General features: G+C 60.7%; 18 protein-coding genes. 4 read left to right on the top strand and 14 right to left on the bottom strand.

Going from position 1 to position 21,688, the window contains the following annotated elements; all coding sequences use genetic code 11:
* Positions 1–31: 31 nt before the first annotated feature.
* The gene (locus CAK95_RS20130; RefSeq protein ID WP_425349711.1) at positions 32–2,089 is read right to left on the bottom strand and encodes a TonB-dependent receptor; all 2,058 of its coding nucleotides are present in this window, start codon (positions 2,087–2,089) and stop codon (positions 32–34) included.
* Positions 2,090–2,271: 182 nt separating this feature from the next.
* On the opposite strand from CAK95_RS20130, the gene nikR reads away from it, so the two are divergent.
* Entirely contained in the window at positions 2,272–2,709 is a 438-nt protein-coding gene (nikR, locus tag CAK95_RS20125; RefSeq protein ID WP_086089535.1) for a nickel-responsive transcriptional regulator NikR, read from the top strand.
* A 113-nt stretch (positions 2,710–2,822) separates the two neighbouring features.
* Here nikR and CAK95_RS20120 read toward each other — a convergent pair whose 3' ends face one another.
* The 4 genes from CAK95_RS20120 to CAK95_RS20105 form a co-directional block, all read right to left on the bottom strand.
* A complete protein-coding gene (locus CAK95_RS20120; protein WP_147413472.1) occupies positions 2,823–4,967 on the bottom strand; it encodes a carboxypeptidase-like regulatory domain-containing protein in 2,145 nt (714 codons plus the stop codon).
* Between the two features lie 186 nt (positions 4,968–5,153).
* On the bottom strand, positions 5,154–7,103 hold the full coding sequence (locus tag CAK95_RS20115; RefSeq protein WP_086089533.1) for a potassium transporter Kup: 1,950 nt from the start codon (positions 7,101–7,103) through the stop codon (positions 5,154–5,156).
* 121 nt (positions 7,104–7,224) lie between these two features.
* Positions 7,225–8,052, bottom strand: a complete 828-nt coding sequence (locus tag CAK95_RS20110) for an OmpA/MotB family protein (protein ID WP_086089532.1) — start codon at positions 8,050–8,052, stop codon at positions 7,225–7,227.
* A 20-nt stretch (positions 8,053–8,072) separates the two neighbouring features.
* Positions 8,073–8,846: a motility protein A gene (locus CAK95_RS20105; RefSeq protein WP_086089531.1), complete on the bottom strand. Its 774-nt coding sequence runs from the start codon at positions 8,844–8,846 to the stop codon at positions 8,073–8,075.
* Between the two features lie 394 nt (positions 8,847–9,240).
* Here CAK95_RS20105 and CAK95_RS20100 point away from each other — a divergent pair, with 394 nt between their 5' ends.
* Positions 9,241–10,737: a CoA-acylating methylmalonate-semialdehyde dehydrogenase gene (locus CAK95_RS20100; protein ID WP_086089530.1), complete on the top strand. Its 1,497-nt coding sequence runs from the start codon at positions 9,241–9,243 to the stop codon at positions 10,735–10,737.
* 89 nt (positions 10,738–10,826) lie between these two features.
* Positions 10,827–11,471 carry a glutathione S-transferase family protein gene (locus CAK95_RS20095; protein ID WP_086089529.1) on the top strand — a complete coding sequence of 215 codons (645 nt, stop codon included), beginning with the start codon at positions 10,827–10,829 and terminating at the stop codon, positions 11,469–11,471.
* A gap of 53 nt (positions 11,472–11,524) precedes the next feature.
* On the opposite strand, the gene CAK95_RS20090 is transcribed toward CAK95_RS20095, so the two are convergent.
* The 5 genes from CAK95_RS20090 to CAK95_RS20070 form a co-directional block, all read right to left on the bottom strand.
* Positions 11,525–12,583: a TRAP transporter substrate-binding protein gene (locus CAK95_RS20090; protein WP_198343743.1), complete on the bottom strand. Its 1,059-nt coding sequence runs from the start codon at positions 12,581–12,583 to the stop codon at positions 11,525–11,527.
* Between the two features lie 114 nt (positions 12,584–12,697).
* Positions 12,698–13,144, bottom strand: a complete 447-nt coding sequence (locus tag CAK95_RS20085) for an urease accessory protein UreE (protein WP_086089527.1) — start codon at positions 13,142–13,144, stop codon at positions 12,698–12,700.
* A 24-nt stretch (positions 13,145–13,168) separates the two neighbouring features.
* On the bottom strand, positions 13,169–14,062 hold the full coding sequence (locus tag CAK95_RS20080; RefSeq protein ID WP_086089526.1) for a CDP-alcohol phosphatidyltransferase family protein: 894 nt from the start codon (positions 14,060–14,062) through the stop codon (positions 13,169–13,171).
* A gap of 55 nt (positions 14,063–14,117) precedes the next feature.
* A complete protein-coding gene (locus tag CAK95_RS20075) occupies positions 14,118–14,816 on the bottom strand; it encodes a phosphatidylserine decarboxylase (RefSeq protein WP_086089525.1) in 699 nt (232 codons plus the stop codon).
* Between the two features lie 2 nt (positions 14,817–14,818).
* On the bottom strand, positions 14,819–16,732 hold the full coding sequence (locus tag CAK95_RS20070) for an ABCB family ABC transporter ATP-binding protein/permease (protein ID WP_245303470.1): 1,914 nt from the start codon (positions 16,730–16,732) through the stop codon (positions 14,819–14,821).
* Between the two features lie 285 nt (positions 16,733–17,017).
* Here CAK95_RS20070 and CAK95_RS20065 point away from each other — a divergent pair, with 285 nt between their 5' ends.
* Positions 17,018–17,623: an LOG family protein gene (locus CAK95_RS20065; RefSeq protein WP_086089523.1), complete on the top strand. Its 606-nt coding sequence runs from the start codon at positions 17,018–17,020 to the stop codon at positions 17,621–17,623.
* Between the two features lie 60 nt (positions 17,624–17,683).
* Here CAK95_RS20065 and CAK95_RS20060 read toward each other — a convergent pair whose 3' ends face one another.
* The 4 genes from CAK95_RS20060 to cysS all read right to left on the bottom strand — a co-directional run bounded on the left by CAK95_RS20060 (position 17,684) and on the right by cysS (position 21,612).
* Positions 17,684–18,058, bottom strand: coding sequence for a VOC family protein (locus CAK95_RS20060; RefSeq protein WP_086089522.1), 375 nt, complete (start codon positions 18,056–18,058; stop codon positions 17,684–17,686).
* Positions 18,059–18,064: 6 nt separating this feature from the next.
* Positions 18,065–19,660: a citramalate synthase gene (cimA, locus tag CAK95_RS20055; protein WP_086089521.1), complete on the bottom strand. Its 1,596-nt coding sequence runs from the start codon at positions 19,658–19,660 to the stop codon at positions 18,065–18,067.
* 87 nt (positions 19,661–19,747) lie between these two features.
* Positions 19,748–20,269 carry a GNAT family N-acetyltransferase gene (locus tag CAK95_RS20050; protein ID WP_086089520.1) on the bottom strand — a complete coding sequence of 174 codons (522 nt, stop codon included), beginning with the start codon at positions 20,267–20,269 and terminating at the stop codon, positions 19,748–19,750.
* Positions 20,266–21,612: a cysteine--tRNA ligase gene (cysS, locus tag CAK95_RS20045; RefSeq protein WP_086089519.1), complete on the bottom strand. Its 1,347-nt coding sequence runs from the start codon at positions 21,610–21,612 to the stop codon at positions 20,266–20,268. The genes CAK95_RS20050 and cysS overlap by 4 nt, the downstream gene beginning before the upstream one ends.
* Positions 21,613–21,688 lie beyond the last annotated feature (76 nt).

Below are 21,688 nucleotides of genomic sequence, written 5' to 3'. Positions count from 1 at the left end.
CGGCAGTTTTGGATTGCCTGACCGCACGCCCTCAGAACTGGCCAGCCAGTGTCAGCCGGACCGCGGTCGGTTCGATGGGATGAACATGCCGGTCGTCGACGCCGGCGAGCGGCTCGCCCGGAAGCCGCGATGTATAAAAATATTCGATCTGGTTCGTTTTCGCATTGAACAGGTTAAAAGCGTCGAGCTGAACGCGCAGGCCGTTCTCGAACTTGTAGCCGAGCCGAGCATTGATAACCGTGCTGGCCAAGGACCGGACGCTGTCATCCTCGTTGAGAGGGCGCGGCCCAAAGTAGCGCAGCTTGGCGGAACCGTACCATCCCGTATCCTTGCCAAAGACGAGACCTGCGCTGACGACAGCATCCGGGGCGCCAGGAATAAAATTGCCGGCGGGATCGTCATTCGTAAAACGGGCTCGCGTGAAGGCGAGATCGAGATCGAGGCTGAGCCAGGGCGTGACCGCATAACGGTTGGTCCATTCGATACCGACACGGCGGCTCGGACGGCTGGCTTCCGTCGTGCCGGCATCGCCGACGAACAGCAGCTCGGAATCGAAATTCAGCATGAACAGCGCGACCGAACTTTCCAGTCCCTGGATCGCATTGCTCTTGATGCCGACCTCGGCGCCGCGCGAGCGTACCAGCAAGGGCGATTTCTGCAGCGGTAATGCAGGATCATTCGGATCGACGGTAATGGTCGAGCCGCGTGCATCGTTGCTGTGCAGGCCCATGCCGGCATTCAGAAAGATCTCGGTCTTGGCAAAAGGACCAAACACGACGCCCACTTTCGGACTGCCGATGCCGGCACTGGCGCTACCGGAATTTTCCGGGATATCGCTGTTGACCCTGGCCCCGTAGAAGTCACCGCGCAGGCCGACAATGGTGCGGAACCAGTCGGTCCAGCGGGTGGTGTTCTGACCATAGATGCCGACACTGCCCTCGCGAACGGCGTCGTCGCGAACCGTGGACAACGTCATGCGTTGCGCGGTTTTGAACAGACCGAGATGAATGTCGTCATAGCGCGTCTGGATGCCGATCAGATTCTCCGTCTCGACATCGCCAATTCTTCCTTTCATCAGATGGCTTGCGTTGAGCCCCATCAGCGTGCGCCGGTCGGTCTGGCTGAACTGATCGCCATTGACCGGATCGTCGAGGAAATACGTGAAGTTGTTGAACAGCGTCATCGACGAGTTGATCGCGTAAGCCTCAACCTTCGACTGCGTCGCGGCTGTCGATCGCGACCAGCGGGTTGAAAGACTGTAGCGGCTGGATCGTCCGCCATCGGTCGGATCGAGCGAGCCGAAGCGTCCGATCACCCCGTTGTCGATCGCGCGCTGTGCCACCTGATCGGTCGCGGTCCAGCGATTGGAATAGGCCATGCCCGTCAGCGTGAAGCCGTCGCTGATCGTGCCCTGGCTGTAGCGCACGACACCATTGATCTTGTGGACCTTGTCCGGCACGTCCCATGGGCCATCATAACCGTGGACCTCGAGCGCGGACAGGAGTGTGCCGTCGCCGAGCGGCGTCGAGCCGATGGCGAGGCCTCGCTGGTATCCGAAACTGCCATAGGTCGCACCGACAAAGTTTTTCTGAAAGCGGCGTGCGTAATCGATGTCGAGGGCACCGGCGGAGGAGAAATCACCAAGGTCAGCAAAATATGGACCTTTGCGGATCAGCATGGACGAAATCAGTTCAGGGATGAGAAAGTTGATATCGGCGTATCCCTGGCCGTGCCCATGGGTGCGCATATTGACCGGCATGCCATCCACGGTAATGGCGAGATCCGTACCATGATCGAGATTGAAGCCGCGCAGAAAATACTGGTTCGCCTTGCCCTCACCGCTATGCTGGGTCACCACGAGGCCGGGCGTGATTTCCAGCGCTTCGCCGGGACGCGCAATCGGCATCGAATTGATCTGGTCGCCGGAGACGCGCTCTTCGCTGGCCGCATTGTCCGGCTGCGGTTCGCCCGTTGTCGAAGACGACGAACTGCCGGACGGTGTGCCCTGCGTTCCCGACGAAACTGCTATTTCCGGCAGCACGACCGCCCGCTGGGCCGCGGCGGGAGAATGCAAGATCGCCAGACCAATGGTCGTGATCGAGGAGATTTCAAAAACGACCGTCGCCGCGCGCCCTTTGCGGCGCGACGCAACGCATTTATTGAACTTCAAACGACGCCCCCTGACCCGTTCCGGCAAACGGGCCGGGCGGATCATCTCTTTCTCAGTATGATGTTGTCAACAAAAGATCATACTTACCCCCGGAGCTCAAAATGCAGCGTGTCACTGTCACGTTGGATGAAGATCTGCTCGCCGATCTCGATGCGCTAATGGAAAAGCGCGGTTATCAGAACCGCTCGGAAGCGATCCGCGATCTTGCTCGCGCGGGTCTAGCGCAAGCGAAGGAGGACGAGGGCGGCAACGGCGATTGCGTCGCAGCGCTTGTCTATGTCTATGACCATGCGGCTCGCGATCTGGCGCAGCGGCTGGTCCAGAATTTCCACGGCCATCATGACCTGTCGCTTGCGACGTTGCATGTGCATCTGAATGACGAAAGCTGCCTTGAGGTCACCACCCTGAAAGGCCATACCCGTGAGGTCAGAAACTTTTCCGACCACATCATCGCCGAACGCGGCGTCCGCTACGGACGGCTGGTCATGATTCCTGTTGCAGGCGCGACGGAAAGGCGCAAGCACCATCACCACGACTGAGCTGCGATAGTTGCCATCAGGCCGTCATGAAGAAACCTGCTGCGAAAGCGCACTTTCAGATCGCGCGCTGTTCGTCCTCTTTTGCCGCGTACAACTTCTATCGTTTCCAAAATCTATTTGGCCAGCGGATCGGGCCGAACCTGAATCTGCACTGCCATCGGACGCGCGCCCTTGCCGAGCTCGTTGAGCCAGGGCGTGCGATCGCCGCTCGCACTCCACAGGCCCCTGCCCTTCCAGCCGGCGGCCGGATCGTCGATCCGCGCGTCCAGGCCCTTGGCATAAAAGCCCATCGGGTATGGAACGCGCATCAGGACCATCTGACCGTCCTTCAACGCGACAAAGCCATCCTGGAGATTGGCCGTCGAGATCGGCACGTTCTCGCCGAGCCCGACCGCATTGTGCTGGTCTACCCAGGTGTAATAGCTCGCCTCGGCGCTGGATTCCTCAAAGCCTTCAAAACCCGGCCCGGGATAGCGATGGAACGCGAAACCTTCCCTGCAGTGACCGCCGGTCGCAGCCGGCCCATTGAGTGGACCTTTACATTTGCGGCGATCAAAGCTCACCAGATGACCGCTCGAGGCCGACCCCCAGAGCACGCCCTCCTTGTCGATATCACCGCCACGGATCCCGAAACCCGGTTTGGGGACGGCATAGAACTCGCTGAGCTTGGTTTTCGGATCGAAGCGCAGAAAACCGGGCTGCCCGCCGAATGTACCGACCGTGTACCAGATCGAACCGTCGGTCGGATGCGGCATCACCGCATAAGGACCCGAGCCGCCGGTGATCCGCATATCCTTTCCAGTTTCCGCCGGCTTGCCGGGCTCGGTCCAGGTATCGAGGATGCCGTTGCCGCTGGTGTCGAGCACGAATGGTGCCCAGCCCTGCGCTTTGGCGGCGTCGCCAGTCTCGTCAAAAATGCGGGTATTGACCCAGCCCGCCACCGGCCCAGAACCGCTGAGCCACAGCGTGTTGTCGGCATCGTAGCCGAATTGCGGATGATGCGTGCCGAAGCAGGTATCGATGAAGGAGTACTTCATGGTCGCCGGATCAAGCATCGCCACCTGCCGGGCGCTGGTCTCGAGTGGAAAGACCTTAGCCGACGGATGATCCGATCCAGCCTTGCAGAAGGCGGGATTGGCCATTCCGCGGACACTGGCCGCGAGCCATAGCCGACCTTTGTCGTCGAACATCGCATTGTGGTTGTTGGCGCGTGTATCCCACAGGACCGCATCACCCCAATAGGCCGACGGCGTCGTCGGCTTGATGGCGCCGGCATGTCCCGGACCCAGCGAAACTGGCATGTCCGGATCCCGCACCGGCAATTTGAAATACGACACCGTGTGCGTTTTCGGATCGAGGATCGGCATCATGTCGGTGGAATATTCCGGCGAGCCGAAAAGCTTTCCATGGGCATTCACGGTCGGCTTGCGCCGGTCCGACGAAATCAGATCGTGGAGATATTTGTCCGGCGTCGACCAGTCCCACGTGGTGACGACGATATTGCGCTCGAGCCCCTGCGGCCGTGTCGGTTTGTTCTTTGGCAATTCGCCCTTGGCGACGCGGTCGGTCCAGTCACCGAAATATTTGTAAGGTACGCCGCCAAGCTGCCCGGCGATGCGATTGGTCATCATCTCACCGGACTGGCCGGCGGCGATGCGGCGCATCCACGCCTCTTCTCCGGATTCGAATTGCCCGAACTGGGCCGGGATCGTGCGTGTGGATTCCTGTCCGAGTTGATGGCAACCGACGCAATCGACATTGTTCATCCGCATCCGCCAGACATCCTGCGTGATATCTTTCGGGATATCGGATGCGCCGCCGAAATCCTTGGCCGGCGGCATCTTCATCATCGTGTACCAGTAGATCGCGGGATAATAGTGCGCGGCGCTGCGTTCATCCGGCGCCGGCACTGCCGTATGATTGAGCATCTCACCCGGCTTCGCCCGCATCCTCGGCGAATCGACCAGGCCGTAGCCGCGCGCCCAGACCTGGTAATTGGCGGTCGGCAGATCGGGAACGACGTAACGGCCTTGATCGTCGGTTACGACGCTCTTTGTGAACCGTGTCGGAAGATCTGTGGTTTCGGCAATCACCCAGACGCCCGGCTCCGGTCCGTTCGGGCCGGTCACAACGCCGCCAATGTCGTCGGCATCGACGGAGACCGACGACTGCTGCGCATGCAGCGTATCCGGAAACGATAAGGCGAACGTAACAGCACCGAGAGCGATGCTTGAAACAAGACAATGCCGAAACCGCATTTGCCGTTCCTCCATGCCTGCGATCTTCAGACCGGTTGGCCCGATCTTATACAAATTGCCGGATCGCAAAAGCAGCGCCGCGCGGCAATCTTGACATCACCCGCATACCGCGGCTTCCACAGCGGGGCTGGGGCGACAAAGGCACAAGTAATGGACGGCGAGCAGAACCCGTCGCGGATTGACGGGTTAGAGCGTCACCTGCGTGCCGACTTCCACCACGCGGCCAGTGGGGATCTGGAAGAAGTCCGTTGCGTCGTTGGCGCTCTTGGCAAGGCCGATGAACAACCGATCCTGCCACAGCGGCATCCCCGATTGCGGGGATGGTTTGAGCGCGCGCCGAGACAGGAAGAATGACGTCGACATGATGTCGAAGCTCCAGCCCTGCTTGCGCGCAATCGCCAACGCTTTCGGCACATTCGGCTGTTCCATGAAGCCGAATTTCAACGTCACCGTACTGAAATGCGGGCTCACCGGCGTCATGACAACCCGGTCTTCTTCCGGTACGCGTGGGGTGTCGGCAGTGACAATGGTCAAAATGACGTTGTGTTCGTGCAGGATCTTGTTGTGCTTGAGATTGTGCATCAGCGCCGTCGGCGCCGATCCCGGATCGCTGGTCAGGAACACAGCGGTACCGGGCACGCGATGCGGCGGCTTCCTCTCAAGATTACGCAGCAGAGACTCAAGCGGCACCTCGGTGCGGTGGGTCTTGTTGGCGAGAATGCGTGTCCCTCGCCGCCACGTGAACATGACGAGAATGATGACGCCGCCGAAGAGAACCGGAACCCACGCACCTTCGACCAGTTTCAGCAGTGTCGCGAAGAGGAAGGCGCTGTCGACCAGGATGAACGGAGCCATTAGCAGAATGACGGCCCACAGCCGCCAGCCCCACAGCCTCCATATCACGATGACGCCGAGCAGCGTCGCTGAAAGGCCTGTCGCCGCAACCGCAAGCACATAAGCGTGGGCGAGCGCGCTCGACGTGCGGAACATGAACACCAGCAGCAGCACACCGACCAGAAGCGCTGTATTGACGCGTGGCATATAGATCTGGCCGTAGTGCAGCGCGGAGGTGTGCCGGATCGCAAAACGTGGCAGCAGCCCGAGTTGGATCGCTTGCTGCGTGATCGAATAGGCACCGGTAATCACCGCCTGACTGGCAATCACCGTCGCAGCCGTAGCCAAAATGACCATCGGCACCAGCATTGAATCCGGCACGAGGCGATAGAATGGATCTTCGATGGCTGTCGGCTGAGAGAGCACAAGCGCTCCCTGACCGAAATAATTGATCAGCAAGGCCGGCAGTACGAGGAAAATCCAAGCCGTCTGGATCGGCTTGCGACCGAAATGACCCAAATCCGCGTAGAGCGCTTCGCTACCGGTCACCACGAGAAAGACCGCGCCAAGCGTGGTCAGGCCGATCCACCCGTTCGTTGCGAGGAAAGTCGCCGCATACAGAGGATTCAGCGCGTGAAGGACACCGGGATAATCTGCTATATGCAGCGCCCCGAGGAACGCGATCACAACAAACCAGACTGCCGTAATCGGACCGAACAGCGCCGCCACGCGTCCCGTTCCGTGTGACTGCACAGCGAACAAACACACAAGGATAAGAACCGTCAGCGGCAACACAAACGGCTCGAAGGCCGGCGTACGGGTCTTCAGCCCCTCAATCGCGGACATGACGGACAGGGCCGGCGTGATCAAGGATGAGCCGTAAAACATGGCTGCTCCGACGATCCCCAGAATCAATACCAGGAACGTGCGTTTGCCGAGCGCACGAAAAGCGAGCGCCGTGAGCGAAAGCGTACCGCCCTCACCGTTATTGTCCGCGCGCAGCAGAATCGTAATGTATTTTAACGTGACGACGATGATCAGCGACCACACGATCATCGACAGGACCCCGAGTACAACAGTCGGCGTGGCGATGGCCTCGCCACTCGCAGCATTCACGGCCTCGCGAAATGCATAGAGGGGGCTGGTGCCGATATCGCCATAGACGACACCGATACTCCCGAGCGTCAGCTTCCAAAAATGGGCTCTGCCATGAGAAGAACTGCTCGCCTGACCGTCGGCGGCGCCTCGGTCGGCGGATTGCACGCCGGCATCGGCCGGCGAGGCATCGGTACTTTGGGTCATACTTACCCTTGGAGGTTGCCGCAAAGAAAAGCCCGCTTATCGCAGAGCCAATAATGCCGCAAGTATGCCGCGCGGCGTTGTCGCAATATCAGCGCATCTCCGCCGCAACATCCTGACCTCGCTAAGGTTTCAGATTCGCCGGAACCGGCGGCGCTTCCCGCATCAGGGTAATGGTCACGCGGCGATTGGCCGCCATATAGGGGTCATCCGGAAACAGCGGCTGGGTGTCGGCGCGGCCGGCCACCATGTAGAAATGCCCCGTCGGTACGCCGCTCTCGTCCAGAATCTGGCGGACCACGTTGGCGCGCTCGGCCGACAAATCCCATGGGCCGTAGCCCGGCTTGGCGGGTGTCCGGGATACTGCCGTGTGGCCGGCGATCGACAGGCGGTACGGCATCGCCCGTAATTGCGTCGAGAGCTTCTGAATCAGGCGGCGCGTGCGCTCGAAGGGCATTTTCGAGCCTTCGGGAAACATCGAGCGACCATCCTGATCGACGATCTCGATATTAAGTCCCTCATCGGTCTCGATCATCATGATGTTCTTTGATATCTCGGTGATCTCCGGCATTTCCTGCAATGCCTGTCGCAGGGATGCAGACGCCAGCGCGAAAGCGCTGTCCCGCTTCAGCCGCACGCCGTATTCCTTGGTAAAATCGCTGTCGTTCGGCGATGGCGTCGCCGAAGCGTCGCTCGGATTGATCTTGGCAACGTTCTTCACCTTGGGACGGGTAGGAATGCCATCGACCTCGATCACGCCGGAATAACGCGCGTTGTTTTGTACACCGAAAGCATCGCGCATCGATCCGGCAACAACCTGCATCTTGTTGTTGTCGGGTGAAGAGAATGCCACAAGCATCACAAAGAAGGCGACCAGCAGCGCCATCAGGTCGGCGAAGGTCACGAACCAGCCGTGACCGCCATGCGCCTCATCGCGTTTTTTCTTGGCCATTGGATCAATCCCGCACGGCGTTACGCCGCGGCCAGTTCTTCGGCTTCGTGGCGATGCTTCTCGGGCAGATAGGCGAGCAGCATTTCGCGTACCAAGGCCGGGCTCTTGGATTCGCGCATCATCAGAATGCCGTCGATGATCAGCGTCCGGTTGATCTCCTCATCGACCAGCTTCACATGCAGCTTGTCGGCGATCGGCAGACAGAACAGGTTGGCGACCGTCGCGCCGTAGAAGGTCGCAAGCAGCGCCACCGCCATGTAGGGACCAAGCTTTGACGGATCGGTCATGTTGGCGAACATCTGCACCATGCCAATCAGCGTGCCGACCATGCCGAAGGCCGGCGTGCAATCGCCGATCGCGCGATACACTTTCGAGCCTTCATTCAGATGCATGAGAAAGTTGTCGCGGTCGCGTTCGAGGTTATCGCGGATGAAGTCGGCGTCATAACCGTCGGCGACATAGCGCACGCCCTTGGCGAGGAAGGGATCGGAAATCTCGGCCTTTTCCAGTCCGATCGGCCCCTGCTTGCGGGCGATCTCGGCAAGAGCGGCGATTTCATCGACGAGATCGCGCTGGGTGATGCGGCGAACCGTGAACGCGAATTTCATCCCGAGCGGAAGCCCGTGGAAAATCGAACTGAGCGGAAAGCGGATCAGGGTCGCCGCGAAAGCGCCGCCGAAAATCACGATGAAGGCATGGACGTCGACGAACATGCTCAGTTCGCCGCCCATCAGGATCAATGTGCAGAGAACAATAACGCCGGCAATCAGCCCCAAGCCGGTTGCAATATCCATAAAACGCCACCCCAAACGCCAATGCCACGAACACGCGAGGCCACACCCCGATGCCGTAGATTAGGCGGAGCGCCATTAAGGGCAGGTAAAGGCTAACGCTTCCTGCCTGGATCTTTCCGCACCTGCGAAAGGAAAAGAGAGGAAGCGAATTGAACCATTCTGGAAAAATGGTTCGCGCCAAATCGACCAAGAGACATGAAGCTATCCGCTCACGCGCGAGGCCAATCGGCGCTCGACGTATGACCTCATATTTATTGGCCGGCCATATTCATTGATATGCACGGCACTAGCTGCAAAGCTTTGCGCTTGCCTATTGCCTGCGCTATCTGAACCGCCAGAGACGGGTTCGGCCGCGGCCGGAGCGAAAAGCTCAAAATTTTCAATGGAGACGAGTATGCGTGAGGTTGGCCATTTTATTGGCGGGAAAACGGTCAGCGGGACGTCCGGTCGGTTCGGCGATGTCTTCAATCCCTCAACCGGCGACGTGCAGGCCAAGGTTGCGTTGGCCAGCAAAGCCGAGGTCGAAGCCGCCATCGCCAATGCCGAAGCCGCGCAGCCGGCCTGGGCGGCGACCAACCCGCAGCGGCGCGCACGGGTGATGTTCAAGTTTCTCGAACTGATCCAGAAGGAGATGGATTCGCTTGCCGCCCTGCTCGCCTCCGAGCACGGCAAGGTCATCTCCGATGCCAAGGGCGATATCCAGCGCGGCGTTGAGGTGGTCGAGTTCGCCTGCGGCGTGCCGCACCTCCTCAAGGGCGAGTTCAACGATTCCGCAGGTCCCGGCATTGACCTCTATTCGATGCGCCAGCCGCTTGGTGTCGTTGCCGGCATTACCCCATTCAATTTCCCGGCCATGATCCCGCTATGGAAAGCCGCTCCCGCGATCGCTTGCGGCAATGCATTCGTGCTGAAACCGTCCGAGCGCGATCCTTCCGTGCCGATGCGGCTTGCCGAGCTGTTTCTCGAGGCCGGCCTGCCTGCGGGCGTGTTCAATGTCGTCAACGGCGATAAGGAAGCGGTGGACGCGCTGCTGGTCGATCCCCGCATCAAGGCGATCGGCTTTGTCGGCTCAACGCCGATTGCTGAATACATCTATGCCACCGGCTGTGCGCACGGAAAACGCGTACAATGCTTCGGCGGCGCCAAGAACCACATGATCATCATGCCCGACGCCGACATGGATCAGGCGGTCGATGCGCTGGTGGGCGCGGGCTATGGCGCGGCCGGTGAACGCTGCATGGCGATATCGGTCGCCGTTCCGGTCGGTGAAAAGACCGCGGACGCCTTGGTGCAAAAGCTGATCCCGCGCGTGGAAAGCCTGAAGGTCGGCCCCTCCACCGATCCACAGGCCGATTACGGTCCGCTGGTGACCAAGGCGCATCTCAACAAGGTGCGCGGCTATGTCGATACCGGCGTGAAGGAAGGCGCCAAGCTCCTGGTCGATGGCCGTAACTTCAAACTGCAGGGCTACGAGAACGGCAACTTTCTCGGCGGCTGCCTGTTCGACAACGTGACCAAGGACATGACGATCTACAAGGAAGAGATCTTCGGCCCGGTGCTGTCGGTCGTGCGCGCGAAGGACTATGCCGAGGCGCTGCGGCTGCCGTCCGAACACGAATACGGCAACGGTGTTTCGATCTTCACCCGCGACGGCGACACCGCGCGCGACTTCACCAGCAAGGTGAATGTCGGCATGGTCGGCGTAAACTTTGCCATTCCAGTACCGCTCGCCTATCACACCTTCGGCGGCTGGAAGCGTTCGGGCTTTGGCGATCTCAACCAGCATGGTCCGGATTCGATCCGCTTCTATACCAAGACCAAGACGGTGACCGCGCGCTGGCCATCCGGGACCAAGGAAGGCGCCGAGTTCAGCATTCCAACGATGCGGTAGCGCTTGACGCGGAAAACGCGGAGCTATTTTTGGATAACACCAGGCTCCGAAATGAGTATGATCCCGCCCGGAAATAACGGGACGGGGTCATGGCCGAATATACGCTTCATTGCTTCGCGCAGTCCGGCAACGCCTATCGCGTTGCCCTGATGCTGAATCTGATCGGCGCCGATTGGCAGCCGGAATTCGTCGATTTCTTTGGCAAGGGACTGCCGCGCACGCCGGAATGGCGTGAAGGCGTGAACGAGATGGGCGAAGTGCCGGTGCTGGATCACGGCGACAAGCGGCTCGCGCAATCGGGCGTGATCCTCACCTACCTCGCGGAGCATAGCGGCAAATTCCATCCGCTCACCGAAGACGAGCGGCTGGAAGTGCTGCGCTGGATCATCTTCGACAACCAGAAGCTCAACGGCTATCTCGGACCGTATCGTTTCCTGCGCAATTTCGCCAAACCCGCCGGCGATCCGGCGGTCATGGCGTTCCTGAAAGGCCGGATCGACAATTCCCTCGGCATTCTGGAGAAGCGGCTGGCGCGCATGCCGTTCGTGGTCGGCGATCATCCGACCATCGCTGACATTTCATTGACGGGTTATCTCTATTACCCGGCCGAGGAATTCGGCTTTGACATCCCCGGCACGCACAAGCATATCGGTGCCTGGCTTGAGCGCATGAAGGCCCTGCCCGGCTGGGCGCATCCCTACGACCTGATGCCGGGACATCCGATCAAGGCTTGAGCATCGCAGCCCTTATTTGGCGCGCGATCGAAAGCAAAGCCAGCGATCGCGCGCTAGGCCTTGTCGTATTTCGTCAGCAGCGCCTTCGCATCCGCAAGCAGCTTCTCGCCGTTGATGGCTTTCGACGATTTCAGCCAGGCATCGATGACCGGCTGCGTTGCTTTCTGCCATCGAGCGGCTTCTGCGCTTTCGATCTGCGTGACGGTGTTGCCGCGCTTCGTCACCATGTCCTCAACGACGAGGGCCTGTTCGTCCCACATCCTGCCGGCCAGCAGCGCTGCGGCCTGACCTGAATTCTGATCGATGACCTTCTTCAGGTCGGCAGGCAGGGAATCGTATCTGCGCTTGTTCATCGCCAGGATGAATGTCGCCGTATAGAACGTTGGCGAGGCGGCAAAATCGGTGTGGAATTTGACCGCTTCCTGCACCTTGATCGCCGGCACGACTTCCCACGGCGCGATGCAGCCATCGATGGCCCGCTGGCTCAGCGCATCGGCCACCAGCGTGATCGGCATCTGAATGCCGTTCGCACCCAGCGCCTTCAGCGCTTCGCCGGCAAGGCGTGTCGGCGACCGCAGTTTGAGGCCTTTCATGTCCTCGAACGATTTCACCTGCTTGTTCGCATGAATGACGCCGTGATCATGCGCCCACAGGCAGATCGGCCGCACCTCCTTGAACTCGTCTCGTAGCTGCGCCTCGTAAAGCGCCTGAACGGCCTGCGCATTTGCGACTGCGCGCCTGTTGGCGACGAACGGCAATTCGAATACTTCAATTTTTGGAAAACGGCCGGGTGTTGCGCCTGGCAGTGTCCAGACGATATCGGCGGTCCCATCTCGCGCCTGATCATAAAGCTGCGCCGGCGAGCCGCCGAGCTGCATCGATGGAAAGATCTCGATCCGGATGCGGTTGTCGGACTCCTTCTCCACCTTGCGCGCCCACGGCACCAGCAGCCTTGTATGGGCATTGGCAACCGGCGATAGGAAGTGATGCAGCTTGAGCGTGACCTGCGGCATCTGCGCCAAGGCATCACGGATAATCGCGGGCGACGCCACCGCGGCACCGACGAGATTGAGTAAACGGCGGCGGCCGATCGTCATAAGACTGTCCCTCATGCGCTGCCTTCTCGCTGGTATTTGCGGCTATTTGCGGCGTTCATTTGTCAGACCAGCACGCTTATTGCCGCACGGGCGGACATCGAGACACAAGCGCGTTATCGAGTCAGCTGCTCAGGGATGGGTATGGGCTTCATACGCCCCGCCCTCAGGCTCGAACGGCGCTTCGATGTCGAGCAGCTTCGGCCCGAAAGGCTGCAACAAGGCGCGCGCCATGTCCGAGCGATGCAACCGCAAACGCCGTTCATGGATTTCGACAGGGATGTGGTGGTCGCCAAGCAGCCAGGCCAGCCGCGCCAATGCCGACCGATCGGTGGCGCGGACTTCGAGCAGGTCTTCGGGCTTTGCGACGATCTCGATCAGGCTGCCGTCATCGAGGCGTAGGACATCGCCGCTGCGGAGCCGGTCGCCCTGAGGCAAGGCGACCTCCACCATCGTCCCGCGCAACGCCTTGAAGGTGCCACGCGGCATCCGCCGCTGCTCCTGGTCGAGAAGAATGGTGTCGGTGGCCGTCAGCCCTTCCGCGCGCTCCGCCGGAAACACCGAAACCGCCCGCGCCATTGCCTTGCTCGCCGCAGACTGCAATCAGTTCAGCCGGCTCGGCCGCTCCTCATCGTCGGAATGCGACAGCTCGACATGGGTGCTGGGCCCATCCGATTGATGCGAGGCGGTGATCGGCTCAGCCGCAGCAGCGACGGCTTCGGCATCCTTGCGTCTGTAATCGCGCGCCGACATCCAGCCGAGCGGTAGCGATGCGAGATAGGCCAGCGTGCCGATCGTCAGCACGGGCCATGGATAGCTGACAAGCAAAGCCACGAACAGCACCACAACGACAAAGATCGGCAGCACCAGATCCGGCCGCACGCGATTGCCGAGTTTCTTGCCGGAGAAGACCGGCAACGTCGAAACCAACAGAAAGGCAATGATCAGCGTGTAGACACAGGCCAACGCGGTCAAGCGCGGCAGGCCGAGCAGATTGATATAGATCGGCAGCAGCACAATGATCGCGCCGGCGGGCGCCGGGACGCCAGTGAAGAAATTCGCCATCCAGGCCGGTCGATTGGGATCGTCGGCCATAACGTTGAAGCGCGCAAGACGCAGGCTCATGCAGATCGCGAACACAAGCGCGGCGATCCAGCCGATGGCACCGAGTTCGTTCAGGCCCCAGAAATAGAGAATAAGACCGGGCACCACGCCGAAATTCACGAAGTCGGCCAAGCTGTCGAGTTCAGCGCCGAAGCGTGATTGGCCCTTCAGCATGCGCGCCACACGGCCATCGATGCCGTCGAGCGCCGCGGCGAAAACGATCGCACCCAAAGCCCATTCGATCCGGCCTTCGATGGCGAGCCGGATCGCCGTCAGCCCTGCGCAGAGCGACAGCAGCGTAATCATGTTCGGCAGCAAAAGGCGGACCGGAATGGTGCGGAAGCGCCGGCGGCGCGGCTCGGAGCCTTCGGGATCGACGGGTGTGAATATCATGCCTGCACCTTATCAAAGTCGCCAGCGCGCCGCCATCACACGCCGGCGTGAACAGTTAACCTACCTTGAAGTTGCGGGGGCCTTCCCCGTCCTTCAGATCGGCCAAAATGGTCTCGCCGGCAATCGCCGTCTGTCCTTCGGCGACCATAGGCCGCGCCCCTTCCGGAAGATAGACATCGAGCCGCGATCCAAACCGGATCATGCCAAAACGGTCGCCGGCACCGAGCGCTTCCCCCTCCCGCACGAAGCAGAGAATACGACGCGCGACGAGACCGGCGATCTGCACCACGCCGATGCGTCCGCTTGTCGTTGCGATCACCAGCGCGTTGCGCTCATTGTCCTCACTCGCCTTGTCCAGATCAGCGTTCAGGAAGGTGCCCGCACGATAGACGACGCGCTCGACGCGCCCTGTGACCGGGCTGCGATTCACATGGCAATCGAATACGCTCATGAATACCGAGATGCGTGGGATCGGACGATCGCCGAGATCGAGTTCTTTAGGCGGCACCACATTGGCGACAAGACTGACACGGCCATCGGCTGGTGAGACGACGATGCCGTCACGCACCGGCGTGACGCGCGGCGGATCGCGGAAGAAATAAGTGCACCAGACGGTCAGAATGGTGCCGATCCAGCCGAGCGGCGACCAGATCCAGAACAGGATCAGGCTGGCCAGCGCGAAGGCGCCGATGAACGGCAAGCCTTGCGGATGAATCGGTACGAGCTGCGACTGGATCGATTTAACGACAGACATGTTTATCCCCCCAGAGCGTCCGCGGGTGTGCGCGGCGCGATATCCTCTTCGTCCGAAATATCATCCTCCTTCACCTTCGGCGGATTGCGGTTCGGAGCGAGATCATCCTCACCAGCCTGCGCGAGCTTCTCACGCGCTTCTTGCGCTTCGCGCTGGCGATTCCACATGCTGGCATAAAGGCCATTGCGCGCCAGCAATTGATGATGCGTGCCGCGCTCGGCAATGCGGCCGGATTCCAACACGATAATCTCGTCGGCATGCACGATGGTCGAGAGCCGGTGCGCGATCACCAGTGTGGTGCGGCCTCTGGACACGCGGTCAAGCGCATCCTGGATCTCCTTCTCAGTGTGGCTGTCGAGGGCCGAAGTCGCTTCGTCGAGCACAAGGATCGGCGGCGCTTTCAGGATCGTGCGAGCGATGGCCACGCGCTGCTTTTCGCCGCCGGACAATTTCAGTCCGCGCTCGCCGACTTCCGTTTCGTAACCTTTGGGGCTGAGACGGATGAACGCATCGATCTGTGCGAGGCGGGCCGCCTCCTCGACTTCGGCGTCGGTCGCATCCCAGCGGCCGTAGCGGATGTTGTAACGCAGCGTATCGTTGAAAAGCACGGTGTCCTGCGGGACCATGCCGATCGCCGAGCGCAACGAGACCTGCGTCACATCGCGGATATCCTGATTGTCGATCAGGATACGGCCGCTGGAGACGTCGTAGAAACGGAACAGCAGCCGCGAGATCGTGGACTTGCCGGCGCCGGAGGGACCGACAATGGCGACCGTGTGGCCTGCCGGCACATCGAAGCTGACGCCTTTCAGAATCGGCCGCGCAGGCTCATAGGAGAAAACGACGTTCTCAAAACGGACGGCCCCTTTGCCCGCCTGCAAGGCCGGCGCATTCGGCTTGTCCTTGATCTCGGCATCGCGCTGCAGGATCGAGAACATCATCTCGATATCGATCACCGCCTGCTTGATCTCGCGATAGACCATGCCCATGAAATTCAGCGGCTGATAAAGCTGAATCATCATCGCATTGATCATAACGAAATCGCCGACCGTGTTGGTGCCGTTGCGCACGCCGATCGCACACATCACCATGGCGATGCCAAGACCTGCCGTGAAGATCGCGGCCTGTCCGGCATTGAGCACGGAGAGCGAGGTATAGGTTTTGACGCTGGCGTCCTCGTAACGCTCCATCGAGCGGTCGTAGCGCTTGGCTTCGCGCTCCTCGGCGACGAAGTATTTGACGGTTTCGTAGTTGAGAAGCGAATCGATGGCCTTGGTGTTCGCCTCGGTATCGCTCTCGTTCATCTTGCGCCGGATCGAGATCCGCCATTCGGTCGCATAATAAGTGTAGAGCATGTAGGCGGCGACGGTGCCGAGGATCACGACGACATAGCGCCAGTCAAATTGCCAAAACAGCACGCCGACGATGAGCGCCAGTTCGATGATGGTCGGCATGAGTTGCAGGATCACCATCCGCACGATGGTTTCGATGCCGTTGCGCCCGCGCTCCAGGACACGTGTCAAGCCGCCGGTCTTGCGCTCCAGATGAAAGCGTAAGGACAATTCGTGCATGTGCTTGAAAGTGAGGATCGCGAGGCGCCGCACCGCGTGCATCGCCACCTTGGCAAAGATGCCGTCGCGCACCTGCGTCAGCACCGCCATCAGGATGCGCATGCCGCCATAGGCGATGGTCAGCATCACCGGCGCAGCGACGACCCATCCCAGCCAGGATGCCGCAAAGACCGGAGCACTCGGATGGCCGGACAGCGCATCCGTCGCCCATTTGAAGGTAAAGGGCACAATGATGGTGGCCACCTTGGCCACCAGCAGCAGCACCATGGCCCACGCCACCCGCCATTTCAGGTCGGCCCGGTCGCCCGGCCAGATATAGGGCCAGAGGGCGATCAGGGTCCGCATGAGTGCGCCCTTCTGCGCGGAGACCCGTGCTCTGGAAAGCTCGCGGGTCGTGACGGATGGGTCGCTCATGAGCTCGGAATGGGCCTGTGGAGTTAAGGGGTTACGGGCTGATATAGGGTCGCTTCGGATCGATTGGTACCGGTTATGACGGCAGTTCGAGCCAGACTGACAGGTTCCTGCCCCGTTGTGGGACTTGCGGCCGCCTTGGAATAGGCGGATCAGGGGCATACATCAATCCAGCAACCCGCCTTTACGGCCTTTCCCCGCCAATGCGACAGTGAATGAATGAGCACGATTCGTAATATCTGCGTCTATTGCGGTTCCGGACCCGGGACCGACCCAGGTTTTATCAAGGCCGCGCATGCCTTTGGCAGCATCCTGGCTGAGAACAGCATCGGTCTCGTCTATGGCGGTGGCTCGGTCGGGCTGATGGGTGCGGTGGCGGCGGCGACCATGGCGGGTGGCGGCCGGGTAACCGGCATCATCCCGGAATTCCTGACCGACCGCGAACGGCCGTTTTCCGACGCGCAGGAATTGATCGTTACCCGCGACATGCATGAGCGCAAACGCATTATGTTCGAGCGCTCGGATGCGTTCGTCGCCCTGCCAGGCGGCGTCGGTACGCTGGAGGAACTGGTCGAGCAGCTCACCTGGGCTCAGCTTGGCCGGCACAAGAAGCCGATTCTGGCCGCCAATATCGGCGGCTTCTGGGATCCGCTTTGCGCGCTGCTCGAGCACATGCAGAACCTGGCTTTCATCCGGACTGGCCAATCGGTCAGCCTGCTGGTGGCCGAAAAGGTCGACGATATCCTGCCGAAGCTGCTGGAGGCTGCGGCTCCGGTAGCGGAAGCCGAGAAGCTGATGGAATCGGGCACGGCGGAGCGGTTGTGACTTCGGAACCACATCGTAAGGGCTGGATCCCACTTGCGCCGGAATGAACAGCGAGCCGCATCACTTCATAAATGTTACTGCCTCGATGCGATTGCCGTCCGGATCGCGGATGAACGCGGCGTAATACCCATCACCGTGCTGCGGCCGTAGACCCGGCTCACCGTCCGATGCGCCACCTTGCGCGAGCGCAGCGGCGTGGAAGGCATCGACCATAACCGGACTCACCGCTCGCAAAGCGATATGCGCCCCGCTGTCGTGTGACACCACAGGCATGTTGGGGCGATGATTGATCCAGAACTCTGAATATTTCTTGCCGAAGGCAATCGTGGCTGGGCGGGTTTCAAGCTTTGTGTAACCGAGCGCGCCAAGGACCGCTTCGTAAAACGTGGCCGCACGTTGCAGATCGCGAACCGCGATGGACACGTGATCGATCATATCAGTTCATGCCGTCGCGCCGGATTTCACCAGCTTGAACACGACGGAATCCATCAGTGCCTGGAACGAGGATTCGATGACGTTGGGCGACACGCCGACCGTCGTCCAGCGCTCACCCTCCTCATCCTCACTTTCGATCAGCACGCGCGTGACCGCTTCCGTACCGGCATTGAGGATGCGCACGCGGTAATCGGTCAGCTTCAGGCCATCGATGAATTTCTGATATTTGCCGAGATCCTTGCGCAAGGCGACGTCGAGCGCGTTGACAGGGCCGTTACCCTCGCCGGCCGAAATCAGCGTCTGCCCATCAACCTTCACTTTCACCACAGCCATCGCAACGGTGACCCGCTTGCCAAGGGCGTTGTAGCGCTGCTCGACATTCACATCGAACTGCTCGACATCGAAATAATCCGGCACCTTGCCGAGGATACGCCGCGCCAGCAGTTCGAACGACGCATCGGCGCCTTCATAGGCGTAGCCGAGCGCTTCGCGCTCCTTCACCTCTTCCAGCAGCCGGGCGATACGTGGATCGTTCTTGTCCACGCTCATGCCGATGCGTTCGAGTTCGGACATCACATTCGAACGGCCGCCTTGATCCGACACCAGAACGCGCCGACGATTGCCCACCGCCTCGGGCGCAACGTGCTCATAGGTCACAGGATCCTTCAGGATCGCAGAGGCATGAATGCCGGCCTTGGTCGCGAACGCACTGTCACCGACATAAGGCGCGTGACGGTTCGGCGCGCGGTTCAGCATGTCGTCGAGCTTGCGTGAAGCCGCCGCCAGCGCCTTCAATTGATCGTCAGAAACACTGATCTCGAAGCGGCTGTTGAATTCGCCCTTCAATTTCAGCGTCGGGATGATCGAGACGAGATTGGCGTTGCCGCAGCGTTCGCCAAGACCGTTCAGCGTGCCTTGGATTTGCCGGGCCCCGGCCCGTACGGCCGCGAGCGAATTGGCCACCGCCTGCTCGGTGTCGTTATGCGCATGAATGCCGACGTGATCGCCAGGAATGACTGTCGTCACCGCGCCGACGATCTCCTCGATCTCGTGCGGCAGCGTGCCGCCGTTGGTGTCACACAGCACGACCCAGCGGGCGCCGGATTCATAGGCTGCCTTGGCACAGGACAGCGCGTAGTCCGGGTTGGCCTTGTAGCCGTCGAAGAAATGCTCGCAATCGACCAGTACCTCGCGGCCTTTCGTCTTCGCCGCCGTGACGCTGTCGCGGATCGAGGCAAGATTTTCCTCAGGCGTGGTTTCGAGCGCAACGCGCACGTGATAGTCCCACGACTTCGCGACAAAGCAGATCGCGTCCGCCTTGGCATCGAGCAATGCTGCCACCCCCGGATCGTTGGAGACCGAACGCCCTGGACGCCGTGTCATGCCGAACGCGGTGAAGGTCGTGTTCAGATCGCGGTCTTGCGCGAACAGGTCTGTGTCGGTCGGGTTGGCGCCGGGATAACCGCCTTCGACATAATCGATGCCGAGGTCGTCCAGCATCTTCGCCACGACCAGCTTGTCGTCCAGGGTGAAATCGACGCCGTTGGTCTGCGCGCCATCGCGCAGCGTTGTGTCAAACAGATAGAGCCGTTCGCGCGCCATTAAATCACCAGAGATAAAAATTGGCGGCGAGTGCGACAGCGACGATGATGGCAACAGTGCCGACGATGATGTGGTGCCGCTGCAGATTCATTGGAGTGTTTCCCTTTCGCCAGGTTTTCCGTCACCAAGCGGCTTTTCCATCGTGGTATTGGCGAGCCATTCATCGCCGCGCGTCACCGTGTTCCGGCTTTGCGGCGCATAGCCACGCTTCTTGAAGAAATCATGCGCGGTGTCGCTGGCGTCGACCTTGATTTTCGTCGCGCCGCGCGATTGCGCAAGCCGCTCCAGGGCGTCGACCAGCATCGACGCCGCACCCTGCCCGATCGCGGCCGGATGCACATAGAGCATGTCGAGATTTTCGTTACCCTTCAGCGACGCAAAGCCGACCGGCGCACCATCCATCGTCGCGATCAGGGTGAGTTGTTCGCCGAGCTTCTTGCCGAATGCCGCTTCGTCGTCAGCGCTTTCGATCCAGGCTTCGATCTGCGCATCGGAATAATCCTCGGCGCAAATCTCCTCGATGCTGGCGCGGAAAATCTCGGCCAGCAGAGGAACATCGTCCGGCAGCATCGGCCGCATGGACAGGCTGGGATTAACTCGGGACGTCATCGCGCGACCTCCCAGGTGGTGCCATCCTTGGAATCCTTCAGCACGATGCCCATGCCGGCAAGCTCCTCGCGGATGCGATCCGACTCGGCCCAGTTCTTCGCCGCACGCGCAGCATTGCGGGCCGAGATGCGGCTTTCGATTTCGCTCTCGGCCAGCGCCGGCGCCGGTGCATGCGATTGCTGCCACGCTTTCAGCTCGTCTTCACGGAAGCCGAAAAATGCCAGCGTACCGGCCAAAGCCTTGCGGCCGGCGGCATTCTTCAAGGCGTGCATTTCGGCAATCGCCTTGGGCGTATTGAGGTCGTCAGCCAAGGCCTCCAGCACGCCTGGCGCGGGACGCGGATCGGCTTCCGCCGAGGCCGCATCAAAGAAACCGGACAACGCCTTCTCGGCCTCTTGCAAGCCTTTCACGGTCCAGTTGATCGGCTGGCGATACTGCGAAGAGAGCATCGCAAGGCGCACAACATCACCCGGCCAGTCGTTCAGCACCTCGCGGATGGTGATGAAATTGCCGAGGCTCTTCGACATCTTCTCGCCTTCGACCTGCAGGAAGCCGTTATGCATCCAGAAATTCGCCATCACCTGCGTATGGAAAGCGCAGCGCGATTGCGCAATTTCGTTCTCGTGATGCGGGAAAACGAGATCGATGCCGCCGCCATGGATGTCGAAAGTTTCGCCGAGATGCTTCCACGACATCGCCGAGCATTCGATATGCCAGCCGGGGCGGCCCGGCACGGCGATGCCAGACGGCGACGGCCAACCGGGCTCGTTGTCCTTGCTCGGCTTCCATAGCACGAAATCCTGATCGTGCCGCTTGTAAGGTGCGACATCAACCCGCGCGCCGGCGATCATCTCGTCCAGCGGACGCTTGGACAGCTTGCCGTAATCGGACATCGACGGCACCGAGAACAGCACGTGATCCTCGGCGACATAGGCATGCCCAGAGGCGACCAGGCGCTCGATCAGGGTTCTCATCTCCTCGATATGCTCGGTCGCGCGCGGTTCGATGTCCGGCGGCAGGCAGCCAAGCGCGGCGACGTCGGCCCTGAAATTCGCGTAAGTCGTCTCGGTCAATTCGCGGATCGAGACGCCCTGCTCGGCCGCCCGCGCGTTGATCTTGTCATCCACGTCGGTGATGTTACGGACATAGGTGACGTGGTCGGCGCCGTAGAGGTGGCGCAACAGCCGATATAGCAGGTCGAAAACGATGACCGGGCGCGCATTGCCGATATGGGCGAAGTCGTAGACCGTCGGTCCGCACACATACATTCGCACGCGCGCAGGGTCGATTGGCTGGAAGACCCGCTTCTCGCGCGTCAGGGTGTCGTAAAGGCGAAGTTCCATCGAAAAGGCTTTCCCCGGCCTCGCTGGCCCGGGCGTTCTCTTTATCGCGATGGACAAAAGACAGCCGCAGCCAGCG

This window comes from Pseudorhodoplanes sinuspersici, from assembly GCF_002119765.1.
In the GTDB taxonomy this organism is placed as follows: domain Bacteria; phylum Pseudomonadota; class Alphaproteobacteria; order Rhizobiales; family Xanthobacteraceae; genus Pseudorhodoplanes; species Pseudorhodoplanes sinuspersici.
The sequence above is the reverse complement of the archived record's forward strand: the minus strand, read 5'-3'. Positions and strand labels throughout refer to the sequence as shown.

Excerpts from the sequence above, each read along its gene's own strand:
- nikR (WP_086089535.1), top strand. The coding sequence starts at position 2,272 with ATGCAGCGTGTCACTGTCACGTTGGATGAAGATCTGCTCGCCGATCTC.
- CAK95_RS20120 (WP_147413472.1), bottom strand. The coding sequence starts at position 4,967 with ATGCGGTTTCGGCATTGTCTTGTTTCAAGCATCGCTCTCGGTGCTGTT.
- CAK95_RS20115 (WP_086089533.1), bottom strand. The coding sequence starts at position 7,103 with ATGACCCAAAGTACCGATGCCTCGCCGGCCGATGCCGGCGTGCAATCC.
- CAK95_RS20110 (WP_086089532.1), bottom strand. The coding sequence starts at position 8,052 with ATGGCCAAGAAAAAACGCGATGAGGCGCATGGCGGTCACGGCTGGTTC.
- CAK95_RS20105 (WP_086089531.1), bottom strand. The coding sequence starts at position 8,846 with ATGGATATTGCAACCGGCTTGGGGCTGATTGCCGGCGTTATTGTTCTC.
- CAK95_RS20100 (WP_086089530.1), top strand. The coding sequence starts at position 9,241 with ATGCGTGAGGTTGGCCATTTTATTGGCGGGAAAACGGTCAGCGGGACG.
- CAK95_RS20095 (WP_086089529.1), top strand. The coding sequence starts at position 10,827 with ATGGCCGAATATACGCTTCATTGCTTCGCGCAGTCCGGCAACGCCTAT.
- CAK95_RS20090 (WP_198343743.1), bottom strand. The coding sequence starts at position 12,583 with ATGAGGGACAGTCTTATGACGATCGGCCGCCGCCGTTTACTCAATCTC.
- CAK95_RS20085 (WP_086089527.1), bottom strand. The coding sequence starts at position 13,144 with ATGGCGCGGGCGGTTTCGGTGTTTCCGGCGGAGCGCGCGGAAGGGCTG.
- CAK95_RS20080 (WP_086089526.1), bottom strand. The coding sequence starts at position 14,062 with ATGATATTCACACCCGTCGATCCCGAAGGCTCCGAGCCGCGCCGCCGG.
- CAK95_RS20075 (WP_086089525.1), bottom strand. The coding sequence starts at position 14,816 with ATGTCTGTCGTTAAATCGATCCAGTCGCAGCTCGTACCGATTCATCCG.
- CAK95_RS20070 (WP_245303470.1), bottom strand. The coding sequence starts at position 16,732 with ATGCGGACCCTGATCGCCCTCTGGCCCTATATCTGGCCGGGCGACCGG.
- CAK95_RS20065 (WP_086089523.1), top strand. The coding sequence starts at position 17,018 with ATGAGCACGATTCGTAATATCTGCGTCTATTGCGGTTCCGGACCCGGG.
- CAK95_RS20060 (WP_086089522.1), bottom strand. The coding sequence starts at position 18,058 with ATGATCGATCACGTGTCCATCGCGGTTCGCGATCTGCAACGTGCGGCC.
- cimA (WP_086089521.1), bottom strand. The coding sequence starts at position 19,660 with ATGGCGCGCGAACGGCTCTATCTGTTTGACACAACGCTGCGCGATGGC.
- CAK95_RS20050 (WP_086089520.1), bottom strand. The coding sequence starts at position 20,269 with ATGACGTCCCGAGTTAATCCCAGCCTGTCCATGCGGCCGATGCTGCCG.
- cysS (WP_086089519.1), bottom strand. The coding sequence starts at position 21,612 with ATGGAACTTCGCCTTTACGACACCCTGACGCGCGAGAAGCGGGTCTTC.